The sequence below is a fragment of the Hymenobacter humi genome, assembly GCF_042665855.1.
Lineage (GTDB): Bacteria > Bacteroidota > Bacteroidia > Cytophagales > Hymenobacteraceae > Hymenobacter > Hymenobacter humi.
This window is the reverse complement of the sequence record NZ_JBHTEK010000001.1, coordinates 4,126,160-4,147,738: the sequence shown is the minus strand read 5'-3', so window position 1 is coordinate 4,147,738 and position 21,579 is coordinate 4,126,160. Positions and strand designations below refer to the sequence as shown.

The following is a 21,579-nucleotide window of genomic DNA, read 5'->3' as shown; positions in this document are numbered from 1 at the left end:
ATTTTATTGAGCTGATAAAACCGCTCGGCCGGGAAATGGTGCACCACCCGCACCAGCCTGCTGCGCCTTCTGAATGTTGCGCCGAATGTTGCGGTTGAGGCCGTCCTCAATCAGCGAGAGTTGGTGCAGGCCGTTGAGCCGGTAGGTGTAGTAAGTGGTTTGGCGGTAGTTGAGCCAATAAAACGGCAGCCAGTTGGTGGCGGTGGGGTAGAAGTTCTGCTTGAATGCCGCAAAGTCGGGCAGCTGCTTTATCAGCTCCTCCAGCAGCGCGTGCTCCTTTTTCAGCACCCGCGGTACTCGGGCAGGAGGTACGGCCCCAGCATCTTCACGAAGGGCGGCATGGTCACGTACCGAAACGGGCCTTTCTGCTTGTAGAAGTAGGGCAGCGCAGCCACAATGCGCTCCTGGTCGTGGGCCAGCACCACGTCCCAGTCGCCGCCGGTGGCGCAGGCATCCAGATACCACGCCTGGGCAAACACCGGCACGTCGGGCGCCGAGTGGCAGAAGTCGCGGTAGCGGGCTTTGGCGGGCATTAAGGGAACCGGGTTATTTGGGCTTGGCCTCCGGGCAGGGGCCTTTGGTGTAGGTGAGCACGCCGGCATTGTCGGCCACGCAGGCATTGGAGTAGGTTTTGCCGTCGCAGCCGCACACGGGCTCGTACTGCATGGTGCAGATGGCGTCGGGGTTCACCTTTTTGGGGTCGATGCAGGCCGCGGTGCCCACCGCCGTGGTGGATGGCGTGGTCTGGCGTTGGCACGCAGGGCCCAGCCACAGGGCCACCAGGAGAAAGGGGAGCGTTTTCATGAGCAGGCAGGAAAGGAACCGGGGCGAAGCTACGCCGGACCATTCAAACAGGCCTTCGGGAAAATGACTGTCGGGAACGACCTTCAGGACAAAATTTTATTAGCCAACTCAACCCCCTGCGTTGCCATGCGTATAGTCTGCCAGACCAAACGCAGCCGCAACTCAAAATATCTATTTTTGAATTTGACTTTGCGCTTTCTCTGCAAAACTCTTCACCCTCATTCACCCTCATTACCATTACCATGTCGTACCACGAAGAAGACAACAACGCCGGCAAAATTCTCTTAGCTGCACTCGCTGGTGCCGGCGCTGGCATCATTGCCGGTATGCTATTGGCTCCCGACAAAGGCACGGCCACCCGTGAGAACTGGAAAGGCGTTGCCACCAAATACAGCGGCCAGGCTCGGCGAGCAGGCTTCTAAACTTGGTTCCGACCTCGAAGCTAAATTCAAAGAATACGCCGGCAAACTCGAAGACCTCGGTGTGACCCTGCCCGGCAGCAGCCTCAAAATCAAAGGCAACTGGGACGAGGCCAAAGGCAAGCTGAAAGCGCAGTACGCCCAGCTCACCGACGAAGACCTGACCTACGCCGAAGGCCAGGGCGACCAGCTAGTAGGCCGCCTGCAAGAGAAGCTTGGCAAAGGCAAAGCCGAAATCACCAAAATGCTGAACGACTTGTAAGTCGGCGTCAGCCTCTTACTAATAAGCCCCGCGCCGCAAGGTGTGGGGCTTTTTTGTGCGGCGTTTAGCTCAATTTCTCCGGCACGGGGCAGGGCAGTAGCTTTTTCAAATTGAGCTAACAACTGGCCGCTTTTCCCGTTACGTATTACACCGCAAACACCCTTATTTTCCTATATGTCATGAAAGACGACAAAGGCAAAGTCATCCTCTCGCTGCTGGCTGGCGCCACCGCGGGCATTGTAGCCGGCCTGCTGCTGGCCCCCGAAACCGGCGAGGAAACCCGCTCGGGCCTGCGCCGCTCGGCCACCAAGTGGGGCGACGACCTCAGCAAGCTGGTGAAAGACACCCTCGCCAAAGCCCAGGGCAGCCCCGCCGGCCACACCAACCCCGATGCGGCCGTGAGCGAAGACAAAGAAGCCGCCGACCGCCTGCTGCAAGGCCTGGGCAGCAACATTTCTACCGCCAACACCATTAACGACGACCCCGACTACGACGGTTTCGGAGACGATGCCCGCCACCGGGGCCCCATGTAAGCTCCATCAGACGGGACGAAAAAAAGCAAAAAATTTCTTTTCGAATTGTAACCCACCCTGGCGCTTTCCCGTAAAATCGTATATAATCGCCTTGAAAGAAGGCCGTTAATTTTTACCAGTAAAATTGCCGACCGTAGGAGCTTCTATCGAGATTGGTTAAACAGCTCAATAGTAAAATCAGACGTGTCCATCGCAAGCTTCTGTTAAGAACAGCGGTTTGAAGGGTAAGACGGTTATAAAAGAAAAGCCCCGCACGACATTTCGTGTGGGGCTTTTCGATTTTCAGCTATTCTCACACGCCTGTCATCCTGAGCTTGCGAAGGACCTTGTCACGCTTGCAGTAGTTGATTTACTGCCAGTTGTTCAGCGGTGAGAAGGTCCTTCGCAAGCTCAGGATGACAGGCGAATTGATTTACTCTTTCGTCTCCTGCTTGGCCTGCTGCACGTTCTCGGGCTTCATCTGCGGGAAGAACAGCACGTCCTGAATGGAGTGCGAGTTGGTCATAATCATGCTCAGACGGTCGATGCCGATGCCCAGGCCGGCCGTGGGCGGCATGCCGTACTCCAGGGCGCGGAGGAAGTCCTCGTCGAGCACCATGGCCTCGGTGTCGCCGCGCTTGCCCAGCTCCAGCTGGTCTTCGAAGCGCTTGCGCTGGTCGATGGGGTCGTTGAGGCTCGGAGAAGGCGTTGCAGATTTCCTTGCCGTTGCAGATGGCCTCGAACCGCTCCACCATGCCGGGTCGGTCGCGGTGCTTCTTGGCCAGCGGCGACATTTCCACCGGGTAGTCGGTGATGAAAGTGGGCTGAATCAGCTTGGGCTCCACGTGCTCGCCGAAGATTTCGTCGATGATTTTGGCCTTTCCCATGCTGGGGTCCAGGTGCACGTGCAGCTCCTGGGCCGTTGCGCGCTGGGCCTCGTCCATCTCGCCGATGGCCTTGCCTGTGTACTTCTCAATGGCCTCGAACATGGTGTAGCGCTGCCACGGCCGCTGGAAGTTGATGAGGTTGTTGCCCACCTGCACCTCGGTCTGGCCGTGCAGGGCCATGGCCACGCGCTCTACCATTTCCTCCACCAGGTCCATCATCCAGGCGTAGTCCTTGTAGGCCACGTAGAGCTCCATCTGGGTGAACTCCGGGTTGTGAAACCGCGACATGCCCTCGTTGCGGAAGTCCTTGCTGAACTCGTACACGCCATCGAAGCCGCCCACGATGAGGCGCTTGAGGTACAGTTCATTGGCAATGCGCAGGTACAGCTCCATGTCGAGCGTGTTGTGGTGCGTCTTGAAGGGGCGGGCCGCCGCGCCGCCGTACAGCGGCTGCAGAATCGGCGTTTCCACTTCCAGGTAGCCTTTGTCGTTGAGGAAATTCCGCATCGACTGCACCAGTTGGGTACGCTTAATGAAGGTGTCGCGTACGCTGGGGTTCACAACCAGGTCCACGTAGCGCTGGCGGTAGCGCTGCTCGGGGTCGGTGAAGGCGTCGTAGGTTACTTTCTCGCCGGTGGCTTCGTCAATCTTCTCCTTCACTACGGGCAGCGGGCGCAGGGCTTTGGCCAGCAGCTTCAGCTCCGTCACGTGGATGGACGTCTCGCCCACCTGCGTCTTAAACACGCGGCCTTTCACGCCGATAAAGTCTCCCAGGTCGAGCAGCTTCTTGAACACCACGTTGTACAGCTCCTTGTCTTCGCCGGGGCAGATTTCGTCGCGGTTTACGTACAGCTGAATGCGGCCCGAAGTATCCATCAGCTCGGCGAACGAGGCTTTGCCCATCACCCGCTGCGACATCAGGCGCCCGGCCAGGGTCACTTCCTGGAAGTTGTTGAGCTCGGGGTGGTAGTTGTCCTGAATTTCCTTGGCGTAAAACGTCACGTCGAACAGTTCCGACGGGTACGCTTCAATGCCCAGCTTTTCCAGTTCTTCGAGTTTGTGGCGGCGCTGTAGTTCCTGTTCGCTTAAGTGAATCACTGATTTTTCGGATTTAAACGGATTGCACGGATTTTGTGGACGGCGCTTTGACCCAGCTTTTGCGAAGCAAAATGTTCAAAGGGCGTCTTACCGCGTTAACCGGGGGATGAGGTAAAAAATGATTTTACAAAAGTAGCCAACGAAAAACGCCGCCCCTATTAAGGGCGGCGTTAGCCACTAAAGGCTTATCGTTCACAAAATCCGTGAAATCCGTTTAAATCCGAGCTAATCCGTGGTCTAGGCGGCCAGACGGAATTGCTGGCCTTCGGCAGCAATAGCCGGCGCCGTGGGCGGCGTGGGGGCCAGCACCGGCTCCACGCGGGTGCGCAACCGGTCTTCCACAAAGCCTGCCTGCAGGTGCACGGGCAGCTCGGCCACCAGGCGGCGGTAGCGCTCCAGCCCGAGGGCCTTGGCCACGTACGTTTCGTGCACACCGTTGAGGTAGCTCACGATGTTCAGCAGCGAGGCATGGAACAGGCGGAAGTCGATGTCGGCTTCCACGTAGCGCTCAATCTCGCGGCTGGTCTGCGAGATGCGCAGGCGGCCCAGCAGGTCGAAGATGGTGGTGTAGCCCAAGCGCCACGTAATCTGCTGCCAGTGCGCCGCCGTCCACTTATCCAGCGGGCGGCCCGTCTTCTGGCTGCGGATGGCCGTGTTGGGGTTGGCCTGCACTTGCGCGCGGGTCCACTGGGCCTTCATCTTGCGCGTGGTGCGCAGGAACTGCCCAATCTGAGCCTGAGCATCAATCTCCTTGCTGGCAATGTGCAGCCCGGCCTTATAGCCCGCCAACGGCAAGCGGTGAATGCTGAAGTCGCCGTATGCGCCAGCCGCGTAAAACGACACCGGCCGCGGATAGGCATTCTTCACTACGAGCCGCCCCACCTCGCGGCGAATCAACTGACCGTTGTTCGAGCGCACCCCCGTGGTGTATAGGAAGGCCTGCAAGCCCGAGAGGATGGCGTGGTAGGCCTGCGGGAACGTCCAGTGCAGGGCGTTGCGCAGGAAATTGTCGTCGCCCAGCTCGGCCGTGGCCCGCAGCGCGTACTCCGTGCTCCGGTGTGCAGAAGCTTGGTGAGCGTGGCTACGTCGGCGTCGTTCAGCTCCGCCGTGTGGCTGCGGAAGAAGGGCAGGTTCTGGAGCCCGCCGAGCACGTCGTCGTTCTCTTGAATGTGATAGTTGATGGCAAAGAAGTAGTTGAGGAAAACCTGCGCTGGAATGGATTTGCGCCAGGTCTCATCAGCTAGCTTCTGCTGTTGCTCGTCACCGGCAGCTTCTACCGGCGGAATGAGCGGGATGATGCGGGTTTCCTCTGTAGTCTTCATGCTAAGTAAACAGCAATCGGCAGGATTTTAGTTGCCTGATTACTAATTTTTTTGTCAAATATTCTAAGTTATTAGTGAATTGATTTACAGACACTTAGATTAGAAATATTGTAAATTGAGCTAATGCTTTAACACTAGCTGTTTACTAATTTAGTTGTCATGCCAAAAAGGTGCCAAAAAAGCCCCTGTACCAGATGGTGCAGGGGCTTTTGGCTAAGGTTGCTATTCGGGCAATAATGGCTTAAAATTGAGCCAATTAAAGGTTGCAGTGCTTTTACTTCAGTTCGTCCTTAATCACGGCTACCGCCTCGCTGATGGTGATGTCCTTTTTCAGGCCCTTGGTAATGCGCGTGGCCCGGTTAATCTTGACCGTGTCGCCGCCCAGGGCCCGTACATCGGCTGTCAGGGGGCAATATCCAGACCAGTGGTGGTTTTCTGAGCAGCCTCATAGCGGTCCGAAATGGCCTTGGATTGCTGCTGCTCGGCGCGGTAAGCACTCAGCTTAAGCGACACCACCGTCTCATCCTTGCGCTTGCGCATGCTCTTTACCATTTCGTCCATCACCTTGAAGCTCGGGTTAGCTGCCACGCGGGCTTTGCTGTTGGCGCGCAGCTTGTCGATGGCAGGGGCCCCGTTCCAGGCACGGTAGCGCGCTGGTTGAATCTCATCCCACTTCAGGGGTAGTCCGACTCCTTCTCGCCCTGGTCGAGGTAAGAATACAGGTCGGGTACCACGATGTCCGACACCACGCCCTTGAACTGGGTTGAGCCACCGTTCACCCGGTAGAATTTCTGAGTGGTAAGCTTGAGCGAGCCAATGGGCTTTACGCTGTTCAGCTCGGTAGGCAGGGCTTCATCCAAGTCGAAGATGCGCTGCACGGTGCCCTTGCCGTAGGTGCTGGTAGAGCCCATCACCACGCCGCGGTGGTAGTCCTGCACGGCTGCGGCCAGAATCTCCGAGGCCGAGGCGCTGTACTTGTTCACCAGCACCACCAGCGGGCCGCTGTACTGCACACGGGGGTCGTTGTCGGTGAGCACCTGCGTGCGGCCCTGGCCGTCGCGCACCTGCACCATAGGGCCGCTTTCCATAAACAAGCCGGCCATCGAGACAGCATCGCCGAGCGAACCACCGCCGTTGAAGCGCAAATCCAAAATCACGCCTTTTACGCCTTCCTGGTTGAGCTTGGCCAGTTCCTTCTTCACGTCATCCGACGAGCTCCGGCCGCCGTTGTCGTTGAAGTCGGCGTAGAAGCCCGGCAGGCGCAGGTAGCCGATTTTCTGGCCGTTGTCGTTAATGACAGACGACTGGGCATACTTCTCGTCCACTACCACAACGTCGCGGATGATGGGCACCACCTTCGTGCTGCCGTCGGGCTTCTTCACCGTGAGGCGTACTTCGGAGCCCTTTTTACCCCGGATTAGCGTCACGGCTTTGGCCGTGCGCCAGCCTTCGATGCTCACAGGTTCGGCCGCGCCCTGGGCTACCCGCAGAATGGCGTCGCCCTTTTTCAGGTCGCCCTGCCGGGCCGAAGCCGAGCCGGGCATGATTTCTTCGATGTAAATCAAGCCTTCTTTCTCGCGCAGCGTGGCCCCAATGCCCTCAAAGCGGCCGGTCATTTCGTAGTCGAAATCCTCCTTGGCCTTGGGCGCGAAGTATTCGGTGTGGGGGTCGTAGGTATTGGCAATGGTGTTGGCGTAGGTGGCCAGGCGCTCGTTGGCGTCGATGTCGTTGAGGTCCGCAAACTGGTCGTCGTAGTATTTGAGCACGCGCTTGCGGGCTTCGGCTTCCATCTGGGCGGGCGTGCGCACGGGTTCCGCTGCGGTAGGCGCCTCGGTATTGACCGCATTAGGCGCGGCGGTGGCGGTGCTGGGCTTAGCCTCTTTGGCTTTATCCTGCGCTTCCATCATCTCCGATACGCGCGTGAGGGTTTCGTACTTCAGCAGCTTGCGCCACAGCTCGCGCTGGGCTGCTTTATCGGCCGGGAAAGCCGCTTTCTCGAAGTCGGTCTGGAAGGTTTCCTCCGCCGTAAAATCGAAGGGCTTGGCCAGGATTTCGCGGTACAGGCCCTGCATCTCCTTGGTGCGCTCGGATATCAGCTTGGTGCTCAGGTCCAGAAACTCGTGCGAGCCCCGTTTCACCTGCTCGTCGATTTGGGTCTGGTAGCGGCGCAATTGCTCGACGTCGCTGGCCAGCAGGAACTGCTTGCGGAAGTCCAGGTTTTTGAGGTACAAGTCAAACACCCGCTTCGAGAAGGTGTCGTCAATTTTTTCGGGCTGGTAGTGCTGGGACGAAAGGCCCTGCATCATCAGGCCAATCAGCACCTGGTCTTTAGTCGGCACGGCCGAGTCGGCCCGGCGGAACAACCGGTAAGATGCCAGAACGAACACGGCTGCTACCAAAAAGGCATACAGTCCGACTTTCAAGCGGGGAATTGACATTGGCAATAAAATAAAACGGGGATGGAAATCAAATGTACGGAAAGCCTGAGGCACCGCGGCGCCTCATTCTCTACGGTGAAAACGCCCTGGCGGGTGAAATAAGTGCCCCGTTTTGCCAACGGTTACCGGCCACGTCTTATAGACCAGCTGCCACGACCATATGTTGCAACAAAAAAGCCTTTCCCGGATGGGAAAGGCTTTTTTTACTTGTTAGGCCGAAGCCTGGGGGGCAATATTAGTACTTGTAAATCTTGTCGCCTTGGTGGCGGCGGAACTCCTCTTCGAAGAAACGGGCGTCTTCTTCGTTGCGGGGCTTCACGCCCATCACGATGCCGCCTTCTTTGATGCCGCGCTCGTATTCAGCAGCGTGCTCCTCGGGGATGCCCGAGCCTACCAGGGCGCCTACCAGGCCACCTGTGAGGCCACCGGCACCGGCGCCAGCCAGAGCGGCTGCCAAGGGACCAGCGATAATCAGGCCCAGGCCGGGCAGGGCTACTGAAGTACCAATGGCCGCAATGGCGCCAATGATAGCACCGGCCGTGCCGCCAATGGCCGAACCTACGCCAGCGCCTTCCATGGCCTTATCGCCGAGGTCGGTGTGGGCAGTATGGTCGCCAAAGTGGGTTTTGCGGGTTTCGTCCGACATCAACACGTTGACATCTTCTTTGCCGTAGCCACGCGACGAGAGCGACTGATAAGCCTTCTCAGCGCTCTGGCGGTCACGGAACATGCCGGTCATGTTCGTGCCACGGCTCGAGTCATACGGCTGGCCGGTCACGGCGTGAGCAGCATGGTCGGCAGTATTCTGCACGCCGTCGATGGCGCGGCCTACTACGGCACCAGCAGTGCCAGCAGCGGCAGCACCTTTAGCAGTTGCGCTAAAGTCATCGCCGTCGGTTGCGCCGGCACCTGAGCTATTGGTTACGCCCGTGCCGCTGGTAGAGCCGGTGCCAGCGTTGTAGCTGGTGCCTTCGTTGCTCAGGCCGGTGCTGTTGCCCATACCGGTACCCGTGTTCTGGGTGCCATAGTTAGAGCCTGAGCCAGTACCAGTGTTCTGCGGGTTGTTGGGATCGTTGGTATTCATGGTGAAAGATGTGGAAAGGTGGAAATGTAAGCCAACCTATCGGCTGGTTGATGTCCTTAACGGGAGCACCCCGGTAGAGGTTACACACCGCTGGTTTCCCATCCCTTTCTACTTTCTCACGCTAGCAGCTTCCACCTGCTACTTAATTGCCCAAGTTGGGCTAAGCGTTTAGGCGTACTTCTGGAAGTTGCTTTCGTCCTGCCAGAATTCGCGGCACTCGCGAATCAGGTCTTTCAAAAAGTCCTCGTTCTGCTTGAGGCTGCGCCATTCGCCCATGCCCATCTTCTCGCAGAGCTTGTAGAAGTTGTCGCCCTGGCCTTTAGAACCCTGCACTTTCACCAGGCAGCTCAGGGGCGGGCGGCCGTCTTCGTGCTCAGCCATGGAGATTTCGGCCAGCATCTCGTTGAGCCGGGATTTTTCGTGTGATATCTCCAGATTTAACCCCAATTCCGCTTCCTGTACCAGGGTGAGGTAGCTCACCGTGCCGGTTTGTAGCCGGGAATATCGAATTAAGTACGTGCGAATACGACCAATCATGGTGGGGTATCTAGGTAAGCAAAAACCGTTTTGGGGCTGAAAATTAGCGAATTTAAACCAGAAGACACTGCTGCTTCAGGCGGTCTTAATTAGATAATTCAAGCCCTAAAGGCCTGTTTCCTGCCATAATCGTTCCGAAATGTCGCGATGCAGGAGCCAGCTCAATCGTCCCCCGCGCTCGGGAACCTGAAATACTGGTGCGTAGTACAGCCTGCTTTGCGTGGCTTAACGCCCCTGGCGACGGCGGATTTCTTTCTGGATAAGCAGAAACTCGCGGCTGCTCTGGCCCGCAATGGCCGTGTTTTCGTCGGCCCGGCGCAGGAGGTAGGGCATCACGGCGTCTACGGGGCCGTAGGGCAGGTATTTGGCGGTGTTGTAGCCGGCGTTGGCCAAGTTGTACGTGAGGTTGTCGCTCATGCCGTAGAGCTGGGCAAACCATACGCGCGGGTCGCCGGGAGCCAGGCCGGCCTGCTGCATGAGCTGGGTGAGCAGCAGCGAGGCGGCCTCGTTATGCGTGCCGGCACAGATGCTGATGCGGTCGATGTGGGCCACGCAGTAGCGCAGGGCCTCGTCGTAAAGCTCGTCGGTGGCGTGCTTGGTGGGGTTGATGGGGTTTTGGTAGCCGCGCTGTTTGGCCACGCGGGCTTCTTTTTCCATGTAGGCACCGCGCACCAGCTTGGCCCCGATGAAGTAGCCGGCTTCGGCCGCGGCGTCGTGGGCGGCTTTCAGGGCGTCAAGCCGGTCGTGGCGGTAGAGCTGGTAGGTGTTCCAGACGATGGCCGTTTCGCGGTTGTATTTGGCCATCATGTCGTAAGTGAGTTGGTCGATGGTGTGCTGAAACCAGCTTTCTTCGGCATCGACAAACAGGCGCACGCCGTGCTGGTGGGCGCGGGCGCAGAGGGCTTCTACCCGGGCCACGGCGCGGGCATGGGCGGCTTCTTCGGCAGCGGTGAGCAGGCGGCCTGCTTGAATCTTCTCGAGAATGGCCACGTTGGCCACGCCCGTTACCTTGAACACCGAGAAGGGAATGTGCTTGGAGCGGTGGGCCTCGTCGATGGTGGCCAGGATTTCGTCGCGGGTGCGGTCGTAGCTCTGGTCGCTGCCTTCGCCTTCCACCGAGTAGTCGAGGATGGTGCCGATGTTGTACTTGCCCAACTCTTCGGTCACGGCGCGGCACTCGGCAATGGTTTCGCCGCCGCAAAATTGCTCGAAGATGGAGTGTTTGATTAGGAACTTGGTGCCCGGAATGCCCCATTTTAGCGCCGTCTTCATCAGGCCGCTGCCGGTCTTCACGAGGCTGCCGTTGTTCATGGCCGCAAACAGCGCGTAGACTTTGCGCAGCTGGCCGTCCGACTTGGAGGCGAAGGCCACGCGGGTGTCGTCGAAGGAAATGGGCGGGGCCTGGGCGGGGGAAGCAGGGGACATGTTGGGCAACTGAAGGGTGGGAATTGGGGCGAAACAGAGTGGGTGAACGAAGGTAACCGGTAAACAACGTTTCGGGGAAACGAGTTACGTTTGTTCAGCTTTTCGGCAGCGCCCGAGAATGCACCTCCATTTGTTCGATACCGAAATGCCCGCTGTTGCTGATACGTTCTTTACCAAGATACTAGCCCAGAAAGGCCAGCCCCTGCTCATTGCCGGCCCGTGCTCGGCCGAAACCGAAGAGCAGGTAATGGCCACGGCGCACGGGTTGAAGGCCCTAGACAAAATTGATCTGTTTCGGGCGGGCATCTGGAAGCCGCGTACCCGGCCGGGCTCGTTTGAGGGCATGGGCGCCGTGGCGCTGCCCTGGCTGCAGCGCGTAAAGGCCGAAACCGGCCTCCCGACCGCCATCGAAGTGGCCACGCCGCGCCACGTGGAAGAAGCCCTGCGCCACGGCATCGACGTGCTCTGGATTGGGGCGCGCACCACCGTGAATCCCTTTGCGGTGCAGGAGTTGGCCGATGCCCTGGCCGGTACCGGGGTGCCCGTGATGGTGAAAAACCCCGTGAACCCTGATGTGGCGCTATGGGCCGGCGCCCTGGAGCGAATGGAGCGTGCGGGCATTAACGATTTGGCGGCCATTCACCGCGGGTTCAGCACGTTTGCGCCCAGCCGCTACCGCAACGCGCCCACCTGGATTTTGCCAATTGAGCTAAAAACGCGCTTACCGCACATCCCGCTCATCTGCGACCCCAGCCACATTGGCGGGCGGCGCGACCTGCTGCTGCCCATTTCCCAGAAAGCCCTGGACCTGGACTACGACGGCCTCATTATCGAAACCCACCCCGACCCGGACCACGCCCTGAGCGACGCCGAGCAGCAGGTGACCCCCGCGCGCCTGGGCGAAATCCTTAACGAGCTGAAGTACCGTTACCGCTCCTCCAACAACGCCGACTACCTCAACAAAGCCGAGGAGCTGCGCCAGAAAATGGACGTAGCCGACCGCGAGATTGTGGAAGCCCTGGCCCGGCGCATGGCCCTAGTGGAAGAGCTGGCCGAATACAAGAAGGAAAACAACGTCAAAATCCTGCAATTCGACCGCTGGCAGGAAATCTTCAACACCCGCTCCGAATGGGCCGGCAAGCTGAACGTGAACGAGAAGTTTGTGGCCGAGCTATACAAACTCATTCACATCGAAAGCATCCGCAAGCAGACGGAGGTGCTAAACGGCCGGCCGCAGGTAGACGGAATTACGCATATCGGGCCGGGGCTGTAATTCCGGGTGCGAGTCTAAAAGACGCGCTTGTAAGTATTGATGGGAGCATCGCAGGGGCCGCCGTAGTCCAGCACCAGAGTGTTGCCAGTCACGGTTGCCTTAGCTGCCTGTAGTGTCGAATTGGCGTTTACGTAGGCGAAGCGTATCACGGGAACCGAAGTGCTGATTCCGCATATGCTCCCCGTGCCGTAGGTGTAGTTGCCATAGACGGTTCTTTGGCCTTCCCGGTAAAACGTGAATTCGGTATTTGTGAAAACCACCATTTCGTTGGGCACGGGCGTTCTGGGGCAGTAGCACTGTCGGTCAGTAAGCTTCCAGGTACCCGCGAGGCCGGTAGGAGAGTCGGAGTCTTTTTGCAGCCTTGCAGCAGGCCGACAGACAGCAGCACTACTAGGAAGGAACGGAGTAAGGAGTTCATAAAATGTGCGGTAACTCTGAAAAAGTGTGTCTTATTTCCACCTGACCGGCCGCACCACCGGAAAGTTGCGCAATGGGTTAACGGCCCAGCCATTTTTTCTCCTGACTTTTGCCCCATGGATAGTTCCGTTTTTATCGGGCCCGAAGCCCTGCCGGCCCTGGCCGAAATGCTGAGTCGCCCGGCCGTGACCCGGGTGTTTGTGCTGGCCGATGGCAACACTGCGCGCCTGTGCCTGCCCTTGCTGGAAAAGCACCTGCCGCCCGACTATTGCCTCATCGAAATTCCGGCCGGCGAAGAATACAAGACCCTCGAAAGCTGCAACACCGTATGGTGCACGCTCACCGAGCAGCGCGCCGACCGCCACGCTGTGCTCGTGAACCTGGGCGGGGGCGTAGTCACGGATTTGGGCGGCTTTGCGGCGGCGCTCTACAAGCGCGGCATCCGGTTTGCGCAAGTGCCCACCACGCTGCTGGCGCAGGTAGACGCCAGCGTGGGCGGCAAAACGGGCGTCGATTTCCAAGGCTACAAAAACCAGGCTCGGCGTGTTTCAGGCGCCGGCCGGCGTGTTTATTGAGCCGGAGTTTCTGCAAACCCTCGACCCGCGCCAGCTCAAGTCCGGCTACGCCGAGGTACTCAAGCATTGGCTTATTGCCGACGCCGCGGCCTTCGAGCAGCACCGCCGCCTGGGCTGGCTCACCGACGACTGGACGCCCATCATCCGCGAATCGGTGGCGCTCAAGCAGCGCATCGTGGCCCAGGACCCCCTGGAAAGCGGCCCGCGCAAGCTGCTCAACTTTGGCCACACGGTGGGACATGCCCTCGAAAGCTACCTGCTCAACCAGCCCGGCCGGGAGGCCCTGCACGGCGAGGCCGTGGCCGCAGGGCTAGTGTGCGAAAGCTGGCTCTCGGTGCAGCGCGGCCTGCTCAGCGCCGACGAGGCTCGACAAAATCGAAACCTTCGTGTTTTCGGTGTTCGATAAGCTGACCTTGGTGGGCCTCGAAATGCCGGCCATCGCCGAGCTGGCGCTGCAAGACAAGAAAAACGCGGGCAGCACCATCAACTGCACCCTGCTCAACGGCATCGGCAACGGGGTTTACGACCAGCCGGTGACGGTGGCCGAAATCGCCGAATCGCTGCGCTACTACCATCGGCTGTAAAAGCCGCTACTCCTTATAACCGCTACAATCCTTTGGCCATTAACGCTTCCCTTCACCTTACCTGGCCCGGCGGCCCGCTGCGCGGCACTGCCCAGCTCCCGGCTTCCAAAAGCGAAGCCAACCGCGCCCTAATTCTGCAGGCCCTGGCCGGCGGCGGCACGCTGGGCAACCTCTCCGATGCCCACGACACGCAGCGATGAGCCGGCTGCTGGCCGCTGCCCCCAATACGTCCGTGCTCAACGCCGAAGACGCCGGCACGGTGATGCGCTTTCTTACGGCTTACCTCGCCGTTGCCAACTGGCGGGGCCAACTCACCGGCACGGCCCGCATGCAGGAGCGGCCCATCGGCGTGCTCGTCGATGCCTTGCGCCAAGCCGGAGCCAGCATTAGCTACCTGAACCATGACGGTTACCCGCCACTAGAATTGGCAGGATTCAAGGCCGTAGGCGGCACTAGCTCTGGCCCAACCGAGCTGGCTGTGCGCGGCGACATCAGCAGCCAATACATTTCGGCGCTGCTGATGGTGGGGCCACGCCTGCCCGGCGGCCTGCGCCTGCGCCTCACGGGCCACATCGGCTCACGTCCCTACATCAACATGACGGTGGCGCTGATGCAGCTTTTCGGGGCTAACGTTACTGCTGATGGGGATACGCTGCTGGTAGAAGCTGGTGCATACCGGCCCACCGACTACACGGTGGAGTCCGATTGGTCGGCCGCCAGCTACTGGTATTCACTGGTGGCGTTGGCGCCCGCCGGCTCAGAAATTACCTTGCCGGGCTTGCGCCAGCAGTCGCTGCAGGGCGACCAGGCCATCGTGGCCATGATGGCGCCTTTCGGAGTCGAAACTGCGTTCTTGCCCGATGGCATTCAGCTCAAGCAAGTGCCTGCTGCTGAAAGTGTGGCGCCCTTGTCGTTCGACTTCACCGATTGCCCGGACCTGGCCCAAACTGTGGCGGTGGTCGCGGCCGCCCGCGGTATTCCCGTAGAAATGACCGGGCTCGAAAGCCTGCGCATCAAGGAAACCGACCGCATTGCCGCCCTGCAAACCGAGCTGGCAAAATTCGGCGGCGACTTGCAGGACCTGGGAGACGGCCGCTTCCGGGCGGAGTCAAGCGGGTTTGCCGTCAAGGGGCAGTCCGTGGCGACCTACCACGACCACCGCATGGCCATGGCCTTTGCACCGCTGGCGCTGCTGGGGCCCCTCACCGTGGAGGAGCCGCTGGTGGTAAAAAAGTCTTACCCACAGTTCTGGAATGAGTTGGCAAAAGCTGGCTTCACCGTTACCGAAGCTGGCTGAAATAAGCTGCGGATTTCTGGAGCCGGCTGCCGTACCAACTGAATAGCTCACCGTCGACAATTTCAACCCTAGCTCCCGGGCAGATGGCTTGAAATTCGGCCAGGTGCTTTTCCCCGAAAGGGTAGGGCTCCGAAGATAAGAAAATGCGTTGGGGCGCGGCGGCAGCCAGCTGCTCGGGGGTAATTTCCGGGTAGCGGCTCAAGCCAGCGAAGACGTTGGCAAAGCCCGCCCGCTGCAGCATGTCGTCGATAAACGTGCCGCTGGCCGCTGCCATATAGGGCTGTTTCCAGATGAAATACTCCGCTGGTACTTTTGGCTCAAGTTCAGCTAGTGCCGCAAACGAGGCGTTAATCTCTGTCGCCATTGCCTCTGCTTTGTCCTTGGCGCCCGCAATAAAGCCGACGCGTCGAATCATATCCAGCGCCTCGGGCAAGTTACTGATGTCGCTCAGCCACACGGGGTAGTTGGCGGCAAGTTGCTCGATACCGGGCTGGTAGTTTTCTTCCTTGTTGCCGATGATTAAATCTGGCTTTAAAGCGGCAATCTTTTCGAAATCGAAGTTCTTCGTTCCCCCAATTACAGCGGCTTGGTTGCGGGCTTGGGCTGGGTGAATGCAGAATTTAGTGACGCCCACCACCTTTTCTCCCAGCCCTAAATCAAACAGCAGGCTCGGTTTGCGACGGAACGAGGGAGACGATGCGCTGCGGCGGAAACGGCACGGCCACCCGCCGCCCTAACTGGTCGGTAACGGTGAGGGGCAAGGAGGGAGTCGGGGGAAGCTGCATATAAAAACCAGCAATTGCATAAAAAAAACTGTCATCCTGAGCAGAGCGAAGGACCTTATCAACGCTGAACGATTACTGTTCTAAGGTGATAAGGTCCTTCGCTCTGCTCAGGATGACAGACGTTTAATTCGATTACAGATTTAGCTAAAATACCGGAAATCGTGGCCGTCTTCGAGGCGCAGCAGCGTCTCGTAAATCAAGCGGGTCACGCTTTCCACGTCGTCCTTGTGCACGGTCTCCACCGTGGTGTGCATGTACTTGAGCGGCAGCGAAATCAGGGCCGAAGCGACGCCCGAGCCGGAGTAAGCGAAGGCATCGGTATCGGTGCCGGTGGCGCGGGTGGCAGCGGCACGCTGGAAGGGAATGTCGCTCTTTTTGGCGGTGTCGATGATTAGGTCGCGCAGGCTGGTTTTGCACGGCTGGGCCGTAGGTAATCACCGGGCCTTTGCCGCAGGAAATGTCGCCTGCGGTCTTCTTCTCATACATCGGCGACTGGCTGTCGTGTGTCACGTCGGTGATGATGGCCACGTCGGGGTTGATGCGGTGGGCCACCATCTCGGCGCCGCGCAGCCCAATTTCCTCCTGCACCGCATTCACAATGTACAGGCCGAAGGGCAGCTTTTTCTTGTTCTCCTTCAGCATGCGCGCCACCTCGGCTATCATGAAGCCGCCCACGCGGTTGTCGAGCGCCCGGCCCACGTAGAACTTATCGTTGAGCACGGTAAACTCGTCTTCGAACGTGACCACGGAACCCACGTGCACGCCCATCTCCTCCACCTCCTCGGCGCTACTAGCCCCGCAGTCCAGAAACACGGTTTCGATGGTGGGCGCCTTGTCCTGCTCCACCTTGCGCACGTGAATGGCGGGCCAGCCGAACACGGCTTTCACAATGCCTTTTTCGCCGAAGATGTTCACCCGCTTGCTGGGGGCCACCAGGGGGTCAGAGCCGCCGTTGCGCCGCAGGTATAAGTAGCCTTCTTTGGTGATGTAATTCACGAAATAGGAAATCTCATCGGCGTGCGCTTCGATGACCACCTTGTACTTCGCTTTGGGGTTAATAACGCCCACCACCGTGCCGTAGGTGTCCACGAAGTACTCGTCGATGTACGGCTTGATGTACTCCAGCCACAGTTTCTGGCCTTCTTTTTCGAAGCCGGTGGGCGAGGGGTTGTTGAGGTAGGTTTGGAGGAACTTGAAGGACTCGGGACGCATGGTAGTGGAGTTGTTTCGCACAGAGTTAGGAGAGGTAAAGGAGTTTCACTGAGTAGAAATAAAAAGCTCTGTGTGACTCCTTTTACCTCCTTTTACTCTGTGCGAAAAGAAATTACAGTGGAATGTTGCCGTGCTTCTTACGAGGCATGGTGTCGACTTTATTCTCCAGCATCTTGAAAGCGCGGATGAGCTTCTGCCGGGTTTGCGAGGGCAAAATCACCTCATCTACGAAGCCACGGTGGGCGGCGCGGTAGGGCGTAGCAAATTTCTCCTGGTACTCGTCTACCTTCTCCTGCAGCTTGGCGGCAGGGTCTTCGGCGGTGGCGATTTCGCGCTTGAAGATAATTTCGGCCGCGCCCTTGGCGCCCATCACGGCGATTTCGGCGGTGGGCCATGCGTAGTTCATATCGGCGCCGATGTGCTTGGAGTTCATCACGTCGTACGCCCCGCCGTAGGCTTTGCGGGTGATGACGGTGATGCGCGGCACGGTGGCTTCGCAGAAAGCGTAGAGCAGCTTGGCGCCGTTGGTGATGATGCCGCGCCACTCCTGGTCGGTGCCGGGCAGGAAGCCGGGCACGTCCTCGAGCACTAGCAACGGGATGTTGAACGAGTCGCAGAAGCGTACGAAGCGGGCAGCTTTGGTGCTGGCATTGATGTCGAGCACGCCGGCCAGCACCGCGGGCTGGTTGCCCACAATGCCGATGCTGCGGCCGGCCAGGCGGGCAAAGCCCACCACAATGTTTTCGGCGAAATTCTGGTGGACTTCGAGGAAGGAATTGGCGTCGATGATGCCCTCAATCACCTCGCGCATGTCGTAGGGCTGGTTGGCATTGTCGGGAATCAGCTTGTCGAGCACGGGGCGGCTTTCGTCGCTGCTGGCGTCGTAGGGTTGAGCCGGCGCAGTTTCCTCGCAGTTCTGCGGCATATAGCTCAACAGCTGCTTGAGGTGCGTGATGCAGGCTACTTCGTTGGCGCAGGCGAAGTGCGTGACGCCGCTTTTGGCCGAGTGGGTGCTGGCGCCGCCCAGCTCTTCGCTGGTTACTTCCTCGTGGGTCACGGTCTTCACAACGTTGGGGCCGGTCACGAACATGTAGCTCGTGTTTTCCACCATCAGAATGAAGTCGGTGATGGCCGGCGAGTACACCGCGCCGCCCGCGCACGGCCCCATGATGGCCGAGAGCTGCGGCACCACACCCGAAGCCAGGGTATTCTTATAAAAGATGTCGGCGTAGCCGCCCAGGCTCACCACGCCTTCCTGAATGCGCGCACCACCCGAGTCGTTTAGCCCAATAACCGGGGCGCCGTTCTTCATGGCCAGGTCCATGATTTTAACGATTTTCTCGGCGTGGGTTTCGCTGAGCGAGCCACCAAACACGGTAAAGTCCTGGGAGAAAACGTACACCAAACGGCCGTTTACGGTGCCGTAGCCGGTCACCACCCCGTCGCCGAGGTAGTGCTCTTTATCGAGGCCAAAGTCTTTGGCCCGGTGCATCACAAACTTGCCAATTTCTTCGAACGAGCCTTCGTCCATCAGCAAATCAACCCGTTCGCGGGCGGTGAGCTTGCCTTTTTGATGCTGGGAATCGATGCGGGCCTGGCCACCGCCGAGCAGGGCTTCTTCGTTTTTACGGGCCAGCAGTTCGGTTTTGGAAAGGTGGGCGTGAGCGTGCGGGTCGGGCATGAGTCAGGGTAAGCGCGCTGGTGAGAATGGAGCGCGGGAGTGGGAAGCCAAAGGTAGGTTACAGGGGAATTACCGTCGCGTTATGAGAAGGTTTAAATAGCAGAACGACTTGCGGCGCGCAGCCAAAGGAACCTCACCCCGGCCCCTCTCCAAAAGAGAGGGGTGCCTGACGTCGATTCAATAAAACAGAAAAAGGCCCAGCTCAATTGAGCCGGACCTTTTTGCTTAAAATTGAGCTAAAACTTATGCCGTGGCTCCCCTCTCTTTTGGAGAGGGGCCGGGGGTGAGGTTCCGCTCTGCATGACTTTTGACGAGGTTCTTAAAATGGCCTACAGGTTCTTACCCAGCAGCATGAGCATAAATGCGTACTGCCGCGCTGTATCGTCGATGGACTTAAAGCGGCCGGAGGCGCCGCCGTGGCCGGCGCTCATGTCGGTGTGCATCAGGAGTAGGTTCTTGTCAGTCTTCATGGCGCGCAGCTTGGCTACCCACTTGGCCGGCTCAAAGTACTGCACCTGCGAATCGTGGAGGCCGGTGGTAACCAGGGTATTGGGATAAGCCTGGGCCTTTACGTTGTCGTAAGGCGAGTAGGAGAGCATGTACTTGAAATACTCCTCGTCGGCGGGGTTGCCCCACTGGTCGTACTCGCTGGTGGTGAGCGGGATGCTGGGGTCCGACATGGTAGTCACCACGTCTACGAACGGCACGGCCGCAATCACGCCCTTGTAGAGGTCGGGCCGCATGTTCATCACGGCGCCCATGAGCAGGCCGCCGGCGCTGCCACCCATGGCAAACAGCTTGTCGGGAGCGGTGTACTGCACCTTGGTTTTAGCCCCCGCCACGGGCGACTCCTGCGGCTTGGTGAGGTAAATGGAGCAGTCGATAAAGTCGTTGAAGCTGTTTTTCTTGTTCAGCATGCGGCCGTTTTCAAACCACTGCCGGCCCATTTCCTGGCCGCCGCGAATGTTGCAGAGCACGTAGATAAACCCGCGGTTGAGCAAGCTCAGGCGCGCCGCGCTGAAGGTGGGGTCCTGCGAGAAGCCGTAGGAGCCGTAGGCGTATTGTAGCAGTGGGGCAGTGCCATCCAGCTTCGTGCCCTTCTTATACACGATGGACATGGGGATGAAGACCTTGTCGCGCGACTTCACAAACACCCGCTCCGTCACGTAGTCCCGCTTGTTGAAGCCTCCCAGCACGGGCTGCTCCTTGAGCAGCTTGCTGGTGCGCGTGCTCATATCATACTCGAATACCGAGGGCGGCGTGGCCAGCGAGGTGTAGTTGTAGCGCAGCAGGGGCGTGTCCTGCTCGGCGTTGATGCCGATGGTGGCGGTGTAGGCCGGCTCGTCAAACTGCAGGTAGTGTTCCTGCTTGTCTTTCCAGCTCACCACGCGCAACTGGCGCAGGCCGCCTTTGCGCTCGTTGAGCACGAGGTAGTCGCGGAACAAGTCGAAGTTGTCGAGGAAAATTTCCGGGTGCCGGGTCAGCGCGTCCTGCCAGGCGGTTTTGGCGGTGTTGGCCACGGGCGTCACCATCAGGCGGTAATTGGGGGCCTGCCAGTTGGTGCGCACGTAGAACTTGTCGCCGAGGTGCTCCACGTTGTAGAGGTGGTTTTTCTCGCGGCCCAGGAAAGTCTTAAACTGGCCCGTGGGCGTGGCGGCGTCCAGGTAGCGGTATTCCGATGAGAGCGAGCTCACCATCTCAATGCCAATGAATTTCTTGGATTTCGAGCGTCTCACGTGCACGTTGAAGGTGTTGTCGCGCTCCTCAAAAATCAACGCGTCGGCCTTGGGGTCGGTGCCCAGCGTGTGCCGGTACACCTGGTAGGGCAGCAGCGTGGTCACGTCCTTTTTGGTGTAGAAAACCGTCTTGTTATCGGCTGCCCACACCACTTCGCCGCCCGTGTTGGCAATGCGCTCGGGGTAGAGCTTGCCGGTAGCTAAGTTTTTGAACCGTAGCGTGTATAGACGGCGGCTCACAGTGTCCGCGGTGTAGGCCAGCAGCTGGTTATTATCGCTCACCGCCCAATCGCCGATTTGGAAATAAGACCGGCCCGCCCCCATTTCATTGGCATCGAGCAGGACTTCTTCTGCTTCGATGGTGCTGCCTTTCTTGCGGCAATACACCGGGTACTCGGCCCCGGGCTCGAAGCGGGAATAGTAGTAATAGCCGTTGTCGCGGTACGGCACCGAGGCATCTTCCTGCTTGATGCGGCCTTTGATTTCGGCCACCAGCTTTTGCTGCGTGGCTTTTGTGGCCGCCATCTGCTTGTCGTAATAAGCGTTTTCGGCGTTGAGGTACTTGAGCACCTCCGGGTCGGTGGGCTGGTTCAGCCAGTAGTAATTATCGGTGCGCGTGATGCCGAAGTTGGTAAAGACCTTGGGCTTGATGGGGGCTACCGGAGCTCCTTGGCCCAGTGCGCTGCTAGCGAGTGCGGCACCGGCACTGGTTAGAACGGCTCTTTGCACAAAATTCATGACGAGTGAGTTAGAGGTATTTCAAATTTTGGAAGGGCAGCATTCGAGCCCAAGGAAGCGGGGTAAGCACAACTGCTGATTCTAACCAAGGCCTACTGCGAGCTCAAGAGGAAGGCGCGTGTCAGTTAATCGCGTTGCACGTCGCTCTTGGATACTTTGCCGGTATCGGCATTTACCTCGGCAAACGTGCGGTCTCCTACCGTGACGAAAATCGTTTTGGAGCTCAACACCACTTTCCGGATTTTTGGCTGCCCAATAATAGTGGAGCAGGCGGCTACCACGTCGGTTTTCCAAGCCAGCCGGTTGCCCTGATACGCCAGCAGTTGCCGGTTGTCAGACGAAACCCAGTAGACGGTGCCATCGGCCAGGGACTTCATGCCCCGGACCTGCGGCGAGGGCACAAAGGATGGACTCCCCAGCCCAACCTCGGGCTGGCGCACCACCAGCTTGGCGTTGTAGGGCAGCTCAGGCTTTTGGTCTTGGGCCACAACAG

The 21,579-nt window shown here is 59.0% G+C and carries 24 protein-coding genes and 2 pseudogenes; 9 read left to right on the top strand and 17 right to left on the bottom strand.

Annotated features, from left to right (window positions below):
* Positions 1-3 precede the first annotated feature (3 nt).
* The 3 genes from ACFQT0_RS23400 to ACFQT0_RS23390 are packed head-to-tail and all read right to left on the bottom strand — an operon-like array spanning position 4 to position 804.
* Entirely contained in the window at positions 4-288 is a 285-nt protein-coding gene (locus ACFQT0_RS23400; protein ID WP_380205451.1) for a hypothetical protein, read from the bottom strand.
* A complete protein-coding gene (locus ACFQT0_RS23395) occupies positions 282-533 on the bottom strand; it encodes a hypothetical protein (protein ID WP_380205450.1) in 252 nt (83 codons plus the stop codon). The genes ACFQT0_RS23400 and ACFQT0_RS23395 overlap by 7 nt, the downstream gene beginning before the upstream one ends.
* A gap of 13 nt (positions 534-546) precedes the next feature.
* Positions 547-804: a Kazal-type serine protease inhibitor domain-containing protein gene (locus ACFQT0_RS23390; RefSeq protein WP_380205449.1), complete on the bottom strand. Its 258-nt coding sequence runs from the start codon at positions 802-804 to the stop codon at positions 547-549.
* A 242-nt stretch (positions 805-1,046) separates the two neighbouring features.
* Between ACFQT0_RS23390 and ACFQT0_RS23385 the strand changes: the two genes are divergently transcribed.
* The 3 genes from ACFQT0_RS23385 (at position 1,047) to ACFQT0_RS23375 (ending at position 2,018) form a co-directional block, all read left to right on the top strand.
* A complete protein-coding gene (locus ACFQT0_RS23385) occupies positions 1,047-1,226 on the top strand; it encodes a hypothetical protein (protein ID WP_380205447.1) in 180 nt (59 codons plus the stop codon).
* 61 nt (positions 1,227-1,287) lie between these two features.
* Complete coding sequence (locus ACFQT0_RS23380; protein WP_380205446.1) at positions 1,288-1,485, top strand: CsbD family protein; 198 nt, start codon at positions 1,288-1,290, stop codon at positions 1,483-1,485.
* A 179-nt stretch (positions 1,486-1,664) separates the two neighbouring features.
* Positions 1,665-2,018 carry a YtxH domain-containing protein gene (locus ACFQT0_RS23375; protein ID WP_380205445.1) on the top strand — a complete coding sequence of 118 codons (354 nt, stop codon included), beginning with the start codon at positions 1,665-1,667 and terminating at the stop codon, positions 2,016-2,018.
* Positions 2,019-2,430: 412 nt separating this feature from the next.
* Here ACFQT0_RS23375 and lysS read toward each other — a convergent pair.
* From lysS to ACFQT0_RS23335, 8 genes and pseudogenes are all read right to left on the bottom strand, one after another.
* A pseudogene (gene lysS, locus ACFQT0_RS23370) lies at positions 2,431-3,982 on the bottom strand (lysine--tRNA ligase).
* Positions 3,983-4,219: 237 nt separating this feature from the next.
* Positions 4,220-4,927 (bottom strand): hypothetical protein, encoded by a 708-nt coding sequence (locus tag ACFQT0_RS23365; protein ID WP_380205444.1) that lies wholly within the window; start codon positions 4,925-4,927, stop codon positions 4,220-4,222.
* Positions 4,876-5,304, bottom strand: coding sequence for a hypothetical protein (locus ACFQT0_RS23360; protein ID WP_380205443.1), 429 nt, complete (start codon positions 5,302-5,304; stop codon positions 4,876-4,878). Before ACFQT0_RS23360 ends, ACFQT0_RS23365 begins: the two co-directional genes overlap by 52 nt.
* Before the next feature lie 402 nt (positions 5,305-5,706).
* Positions 5,707-5,925: a carboxy terminal-processing peptidase gene (locus ACFQT0_RS23355; protein WP_380206116.1), complete on the bottom strand. Its 219-nt coding sequence runs from the start codon at positions 5,923-5,925 to the stop codon at positions 5,707-5,709.
* A gap of 53 nt (positions 5,926-5,978) precedes the next feature.
* Positions 5,979-7,742, bottom strand: a complete 1,764-nt coding sequence (locus tag ACFQT0_RS23350; protein ID WP_380205442.1) for a S41 family peptidase — start codon at positions 7,740-7,742, stop codon at positions 5,979-5,981.
* Positions 7,743-7,977: 235 nt separating this feature from the next.
* Positions 7,978-8,826, bottom strand: a complete 849-nt coding sequence (locus tag ACFQT0_RS23345) for a hypothetical protein (RefSeq protein ID WP_380205441.1) — start codon at positions 8,824-8,826, stop codon at positions 7,978-7,980.
* A 168-nt stretch (positions 8,827-8,994) separates the two neighbouring features.
* Positions 8,995-9,363: a hypothetical protein gene (locus ACFQT0_RS23340; RefSeq protein ID WP_380205440.1), complete on the bottom strand. Its 369-nt coding sequence runs from the start codon at positions 9,361-9,363 to the stop codon at positions 8,995-8,997.
* Positions 9,364-9,588: 225 nt separating this feature from the next.
* Entirely contained in the window at positions 9,589-10,788 is a 1,200-nt protein-coding gene (locus ACFQT0_RS23335; RefSeq protein ID WP_380205439.1) for a proline dehydrogenase family protein, read from the bottom strand.
* Between the two features lie 145 nt (positions 10,789-10,933).
* Here ACFQT0_RS23335 and ACFQT0_RS23330 point away from each other — a divergent pair, with 145 nt between their 5' ends.
* Positions 10,934-12,061 carry a chorismate mutase gene (locus tag ACFQT0_RS23330; RefSeq protein WP_380206115.1) on the top strand — a complete coding sequence of 376 codons (1,128 nt, stop codon included), beginning with the start codon at positions 10,934-10,936 and terminating at the stop codon, positions 12,059-12,061.
* Between the two features lie 14 nt (positions 12,062-12,075).
* On the opposite strand, the gene ACFQT0_RS23325 is transcribed toward ACFQT0_RS23330, so the two are convergent.
* Positions 12,076-12,324 (bottom strand): hypothetical protein, encoded by a 249-nt coding sequence (locus ACFQT0_RS23325; protein WP_380205438.1) that lies wholly within the window; start codon positions 12,322-12,324, stop codon positions 12,076-12,078.
* Positions 12,325-12,594: 270 nt separating this feature from the next.
* On the opposite strand from ACFQT0_RS23325, the gene ACFQT0_RS23320 reads away from it, so the two are divergent.
* Genes ACFQT0_RS23320 through ACFQT0_RS23300 form a run of 5 tightly spaced genes read left to right on the top strand, consistent with a single transcriptional unit; the run spans position 12,595 to position 14,934 of the window.
* The gene (locus ACFQT0_RS23320; RefSeq protein ID WP_380205437.1) at positions 12,595-13,053 is read left to right on the top strand and encodes an iron-containing alcohol dehydrogenase; all 459 of its coding nucleotides are present in this window, start codon (positions 12,595-12,597) and stop codon (positions 13,051-13,053) included.
* A complete protein-coding gene (locus ACFQT0_RS23315) occupies positions 13,022-13,459 on the top strand; it encodes a 3-dehydroquinate synthase family protein (RefSeq protein ID WP_380205436.1) in 438 nt (145 codons plus the stop codon). Before ACFQT0_RS23320 ends, ACFQT0_RS23315 begins: the two co-directional genes overlap by 32 nt.
* Positions 13,440-13,637: a hypothetical protein gene (locus ACFQT0_RS23310; RefSeq protein ID WP_380205435.1), complete on the top strand. Its 198-nt coding sequence runs from the start codon at positions 13,440-13,442 to the stop codon at positions 13,635-13,637. Before ACFQT0_RS23315 ends, ACFQT0_RS23310 begins: the two co-directional genes overlap by 20 nt.
* A 32-nt stretch (positions 13,638-13,669) precedes the next feature.
* The gene (locus tag ACFQT0_RS23305; protein ID WP_380205434.1) at positions 13,670-13,837 is read left to right on the top strand and encodes a hypothetical protein; all 168 of its coding nucleotides are present in this window, start codon (positions 13,670-13,672) and stop codon (positions 13,835-13,837) included.
* Complete coding sequence (locus ACFQT0_RS23300; RefSeq protein ID WP_380205433.1) at positions 13,834-14,934, top strand: 3-phosphoshikimate 1-carboxyvinyltransferase; 1,101 nt, start codon at positions 13,834-13,836, stop codon at positions 14,932-14,934. Before ACFQT0_RS23305 ends, ACFQT0_RS23300 begins: the two co-directional genes overlap by 4 nt.
* On the opposite strand, the gene ACFQT0_RS23295 is transcribed toward ACFQT0_RS23300, so the two are convergent.
* The 5 genes and pseudogenes from ACFQT0_RS23295 to ACFQT0_RS23275 all read right to left on the bottom strand — a co-directional run bounded on the left by ACFQT0_RS23295 (position 14,918) and on the right by ACFQT0_RS23275 (position 21,574).
* Positions 14,918-15,571, bottom strand: coding sequence for a helical backbone metal receptor (locus tag ACFQT0_RS23295; protein WP_380205431.1), 654 nt, complete (start codon positions 15,569-15,571; stop codon positions 14,918-14,920). The two genes, ACFQT0_RS23300 and ACFQT0_RS23295, sit on opposite strands and share 17 nt — an antisense overlap.
* 288 nt (positions 15,572-15,859) lie before the next feature.
* Positions 15,860-16,931, bottom strand: a pseudogene (locus ACFQT0_RS23290) (M42 family metallopeptidase).
* Between the two features lie 112 nt (positions 16,932-17,043).
* Positions 17,044-18,612: an acyl-CoA carboxylase subunit beta gene (locus ACFQT0_RS23285; RefSeq protein ID WP_380205430.1), complete on the bottom strand. Its 1,569-nt coding sequence runs from the start codon at positions 18,610-18,612 to the stop codon at positions 17,044-17,046.
* A gap of 329 nt (positions 18,613-18,941) precedes the next feature.
* Complete coding sequence (locus ACFQT0_RS23280; RefSeq protein WP_380205429.1) at positions 18,942-21,086, bottom strand: S9 family peptidase; 2,145 nt, start codon at positions 21,084-21,086, stop codon at positions 18,942-18,944.
* A gap of 125 nt (positions 21,087-21,211) precedes the next feature.
* On the bottom strand, positions 21,212-21,574 hold the full coding sequence (locus tag ACFQT0_RS23275) for a hypothetical protein (protein WP_380205427.1): 363 nt from the start codon (positions 21,572-21,574) through the stop codon (positions 21,212-21,214).
* Between the last annotated feature and the right edge of the window lie 5 nt (positions 21,575-21,579).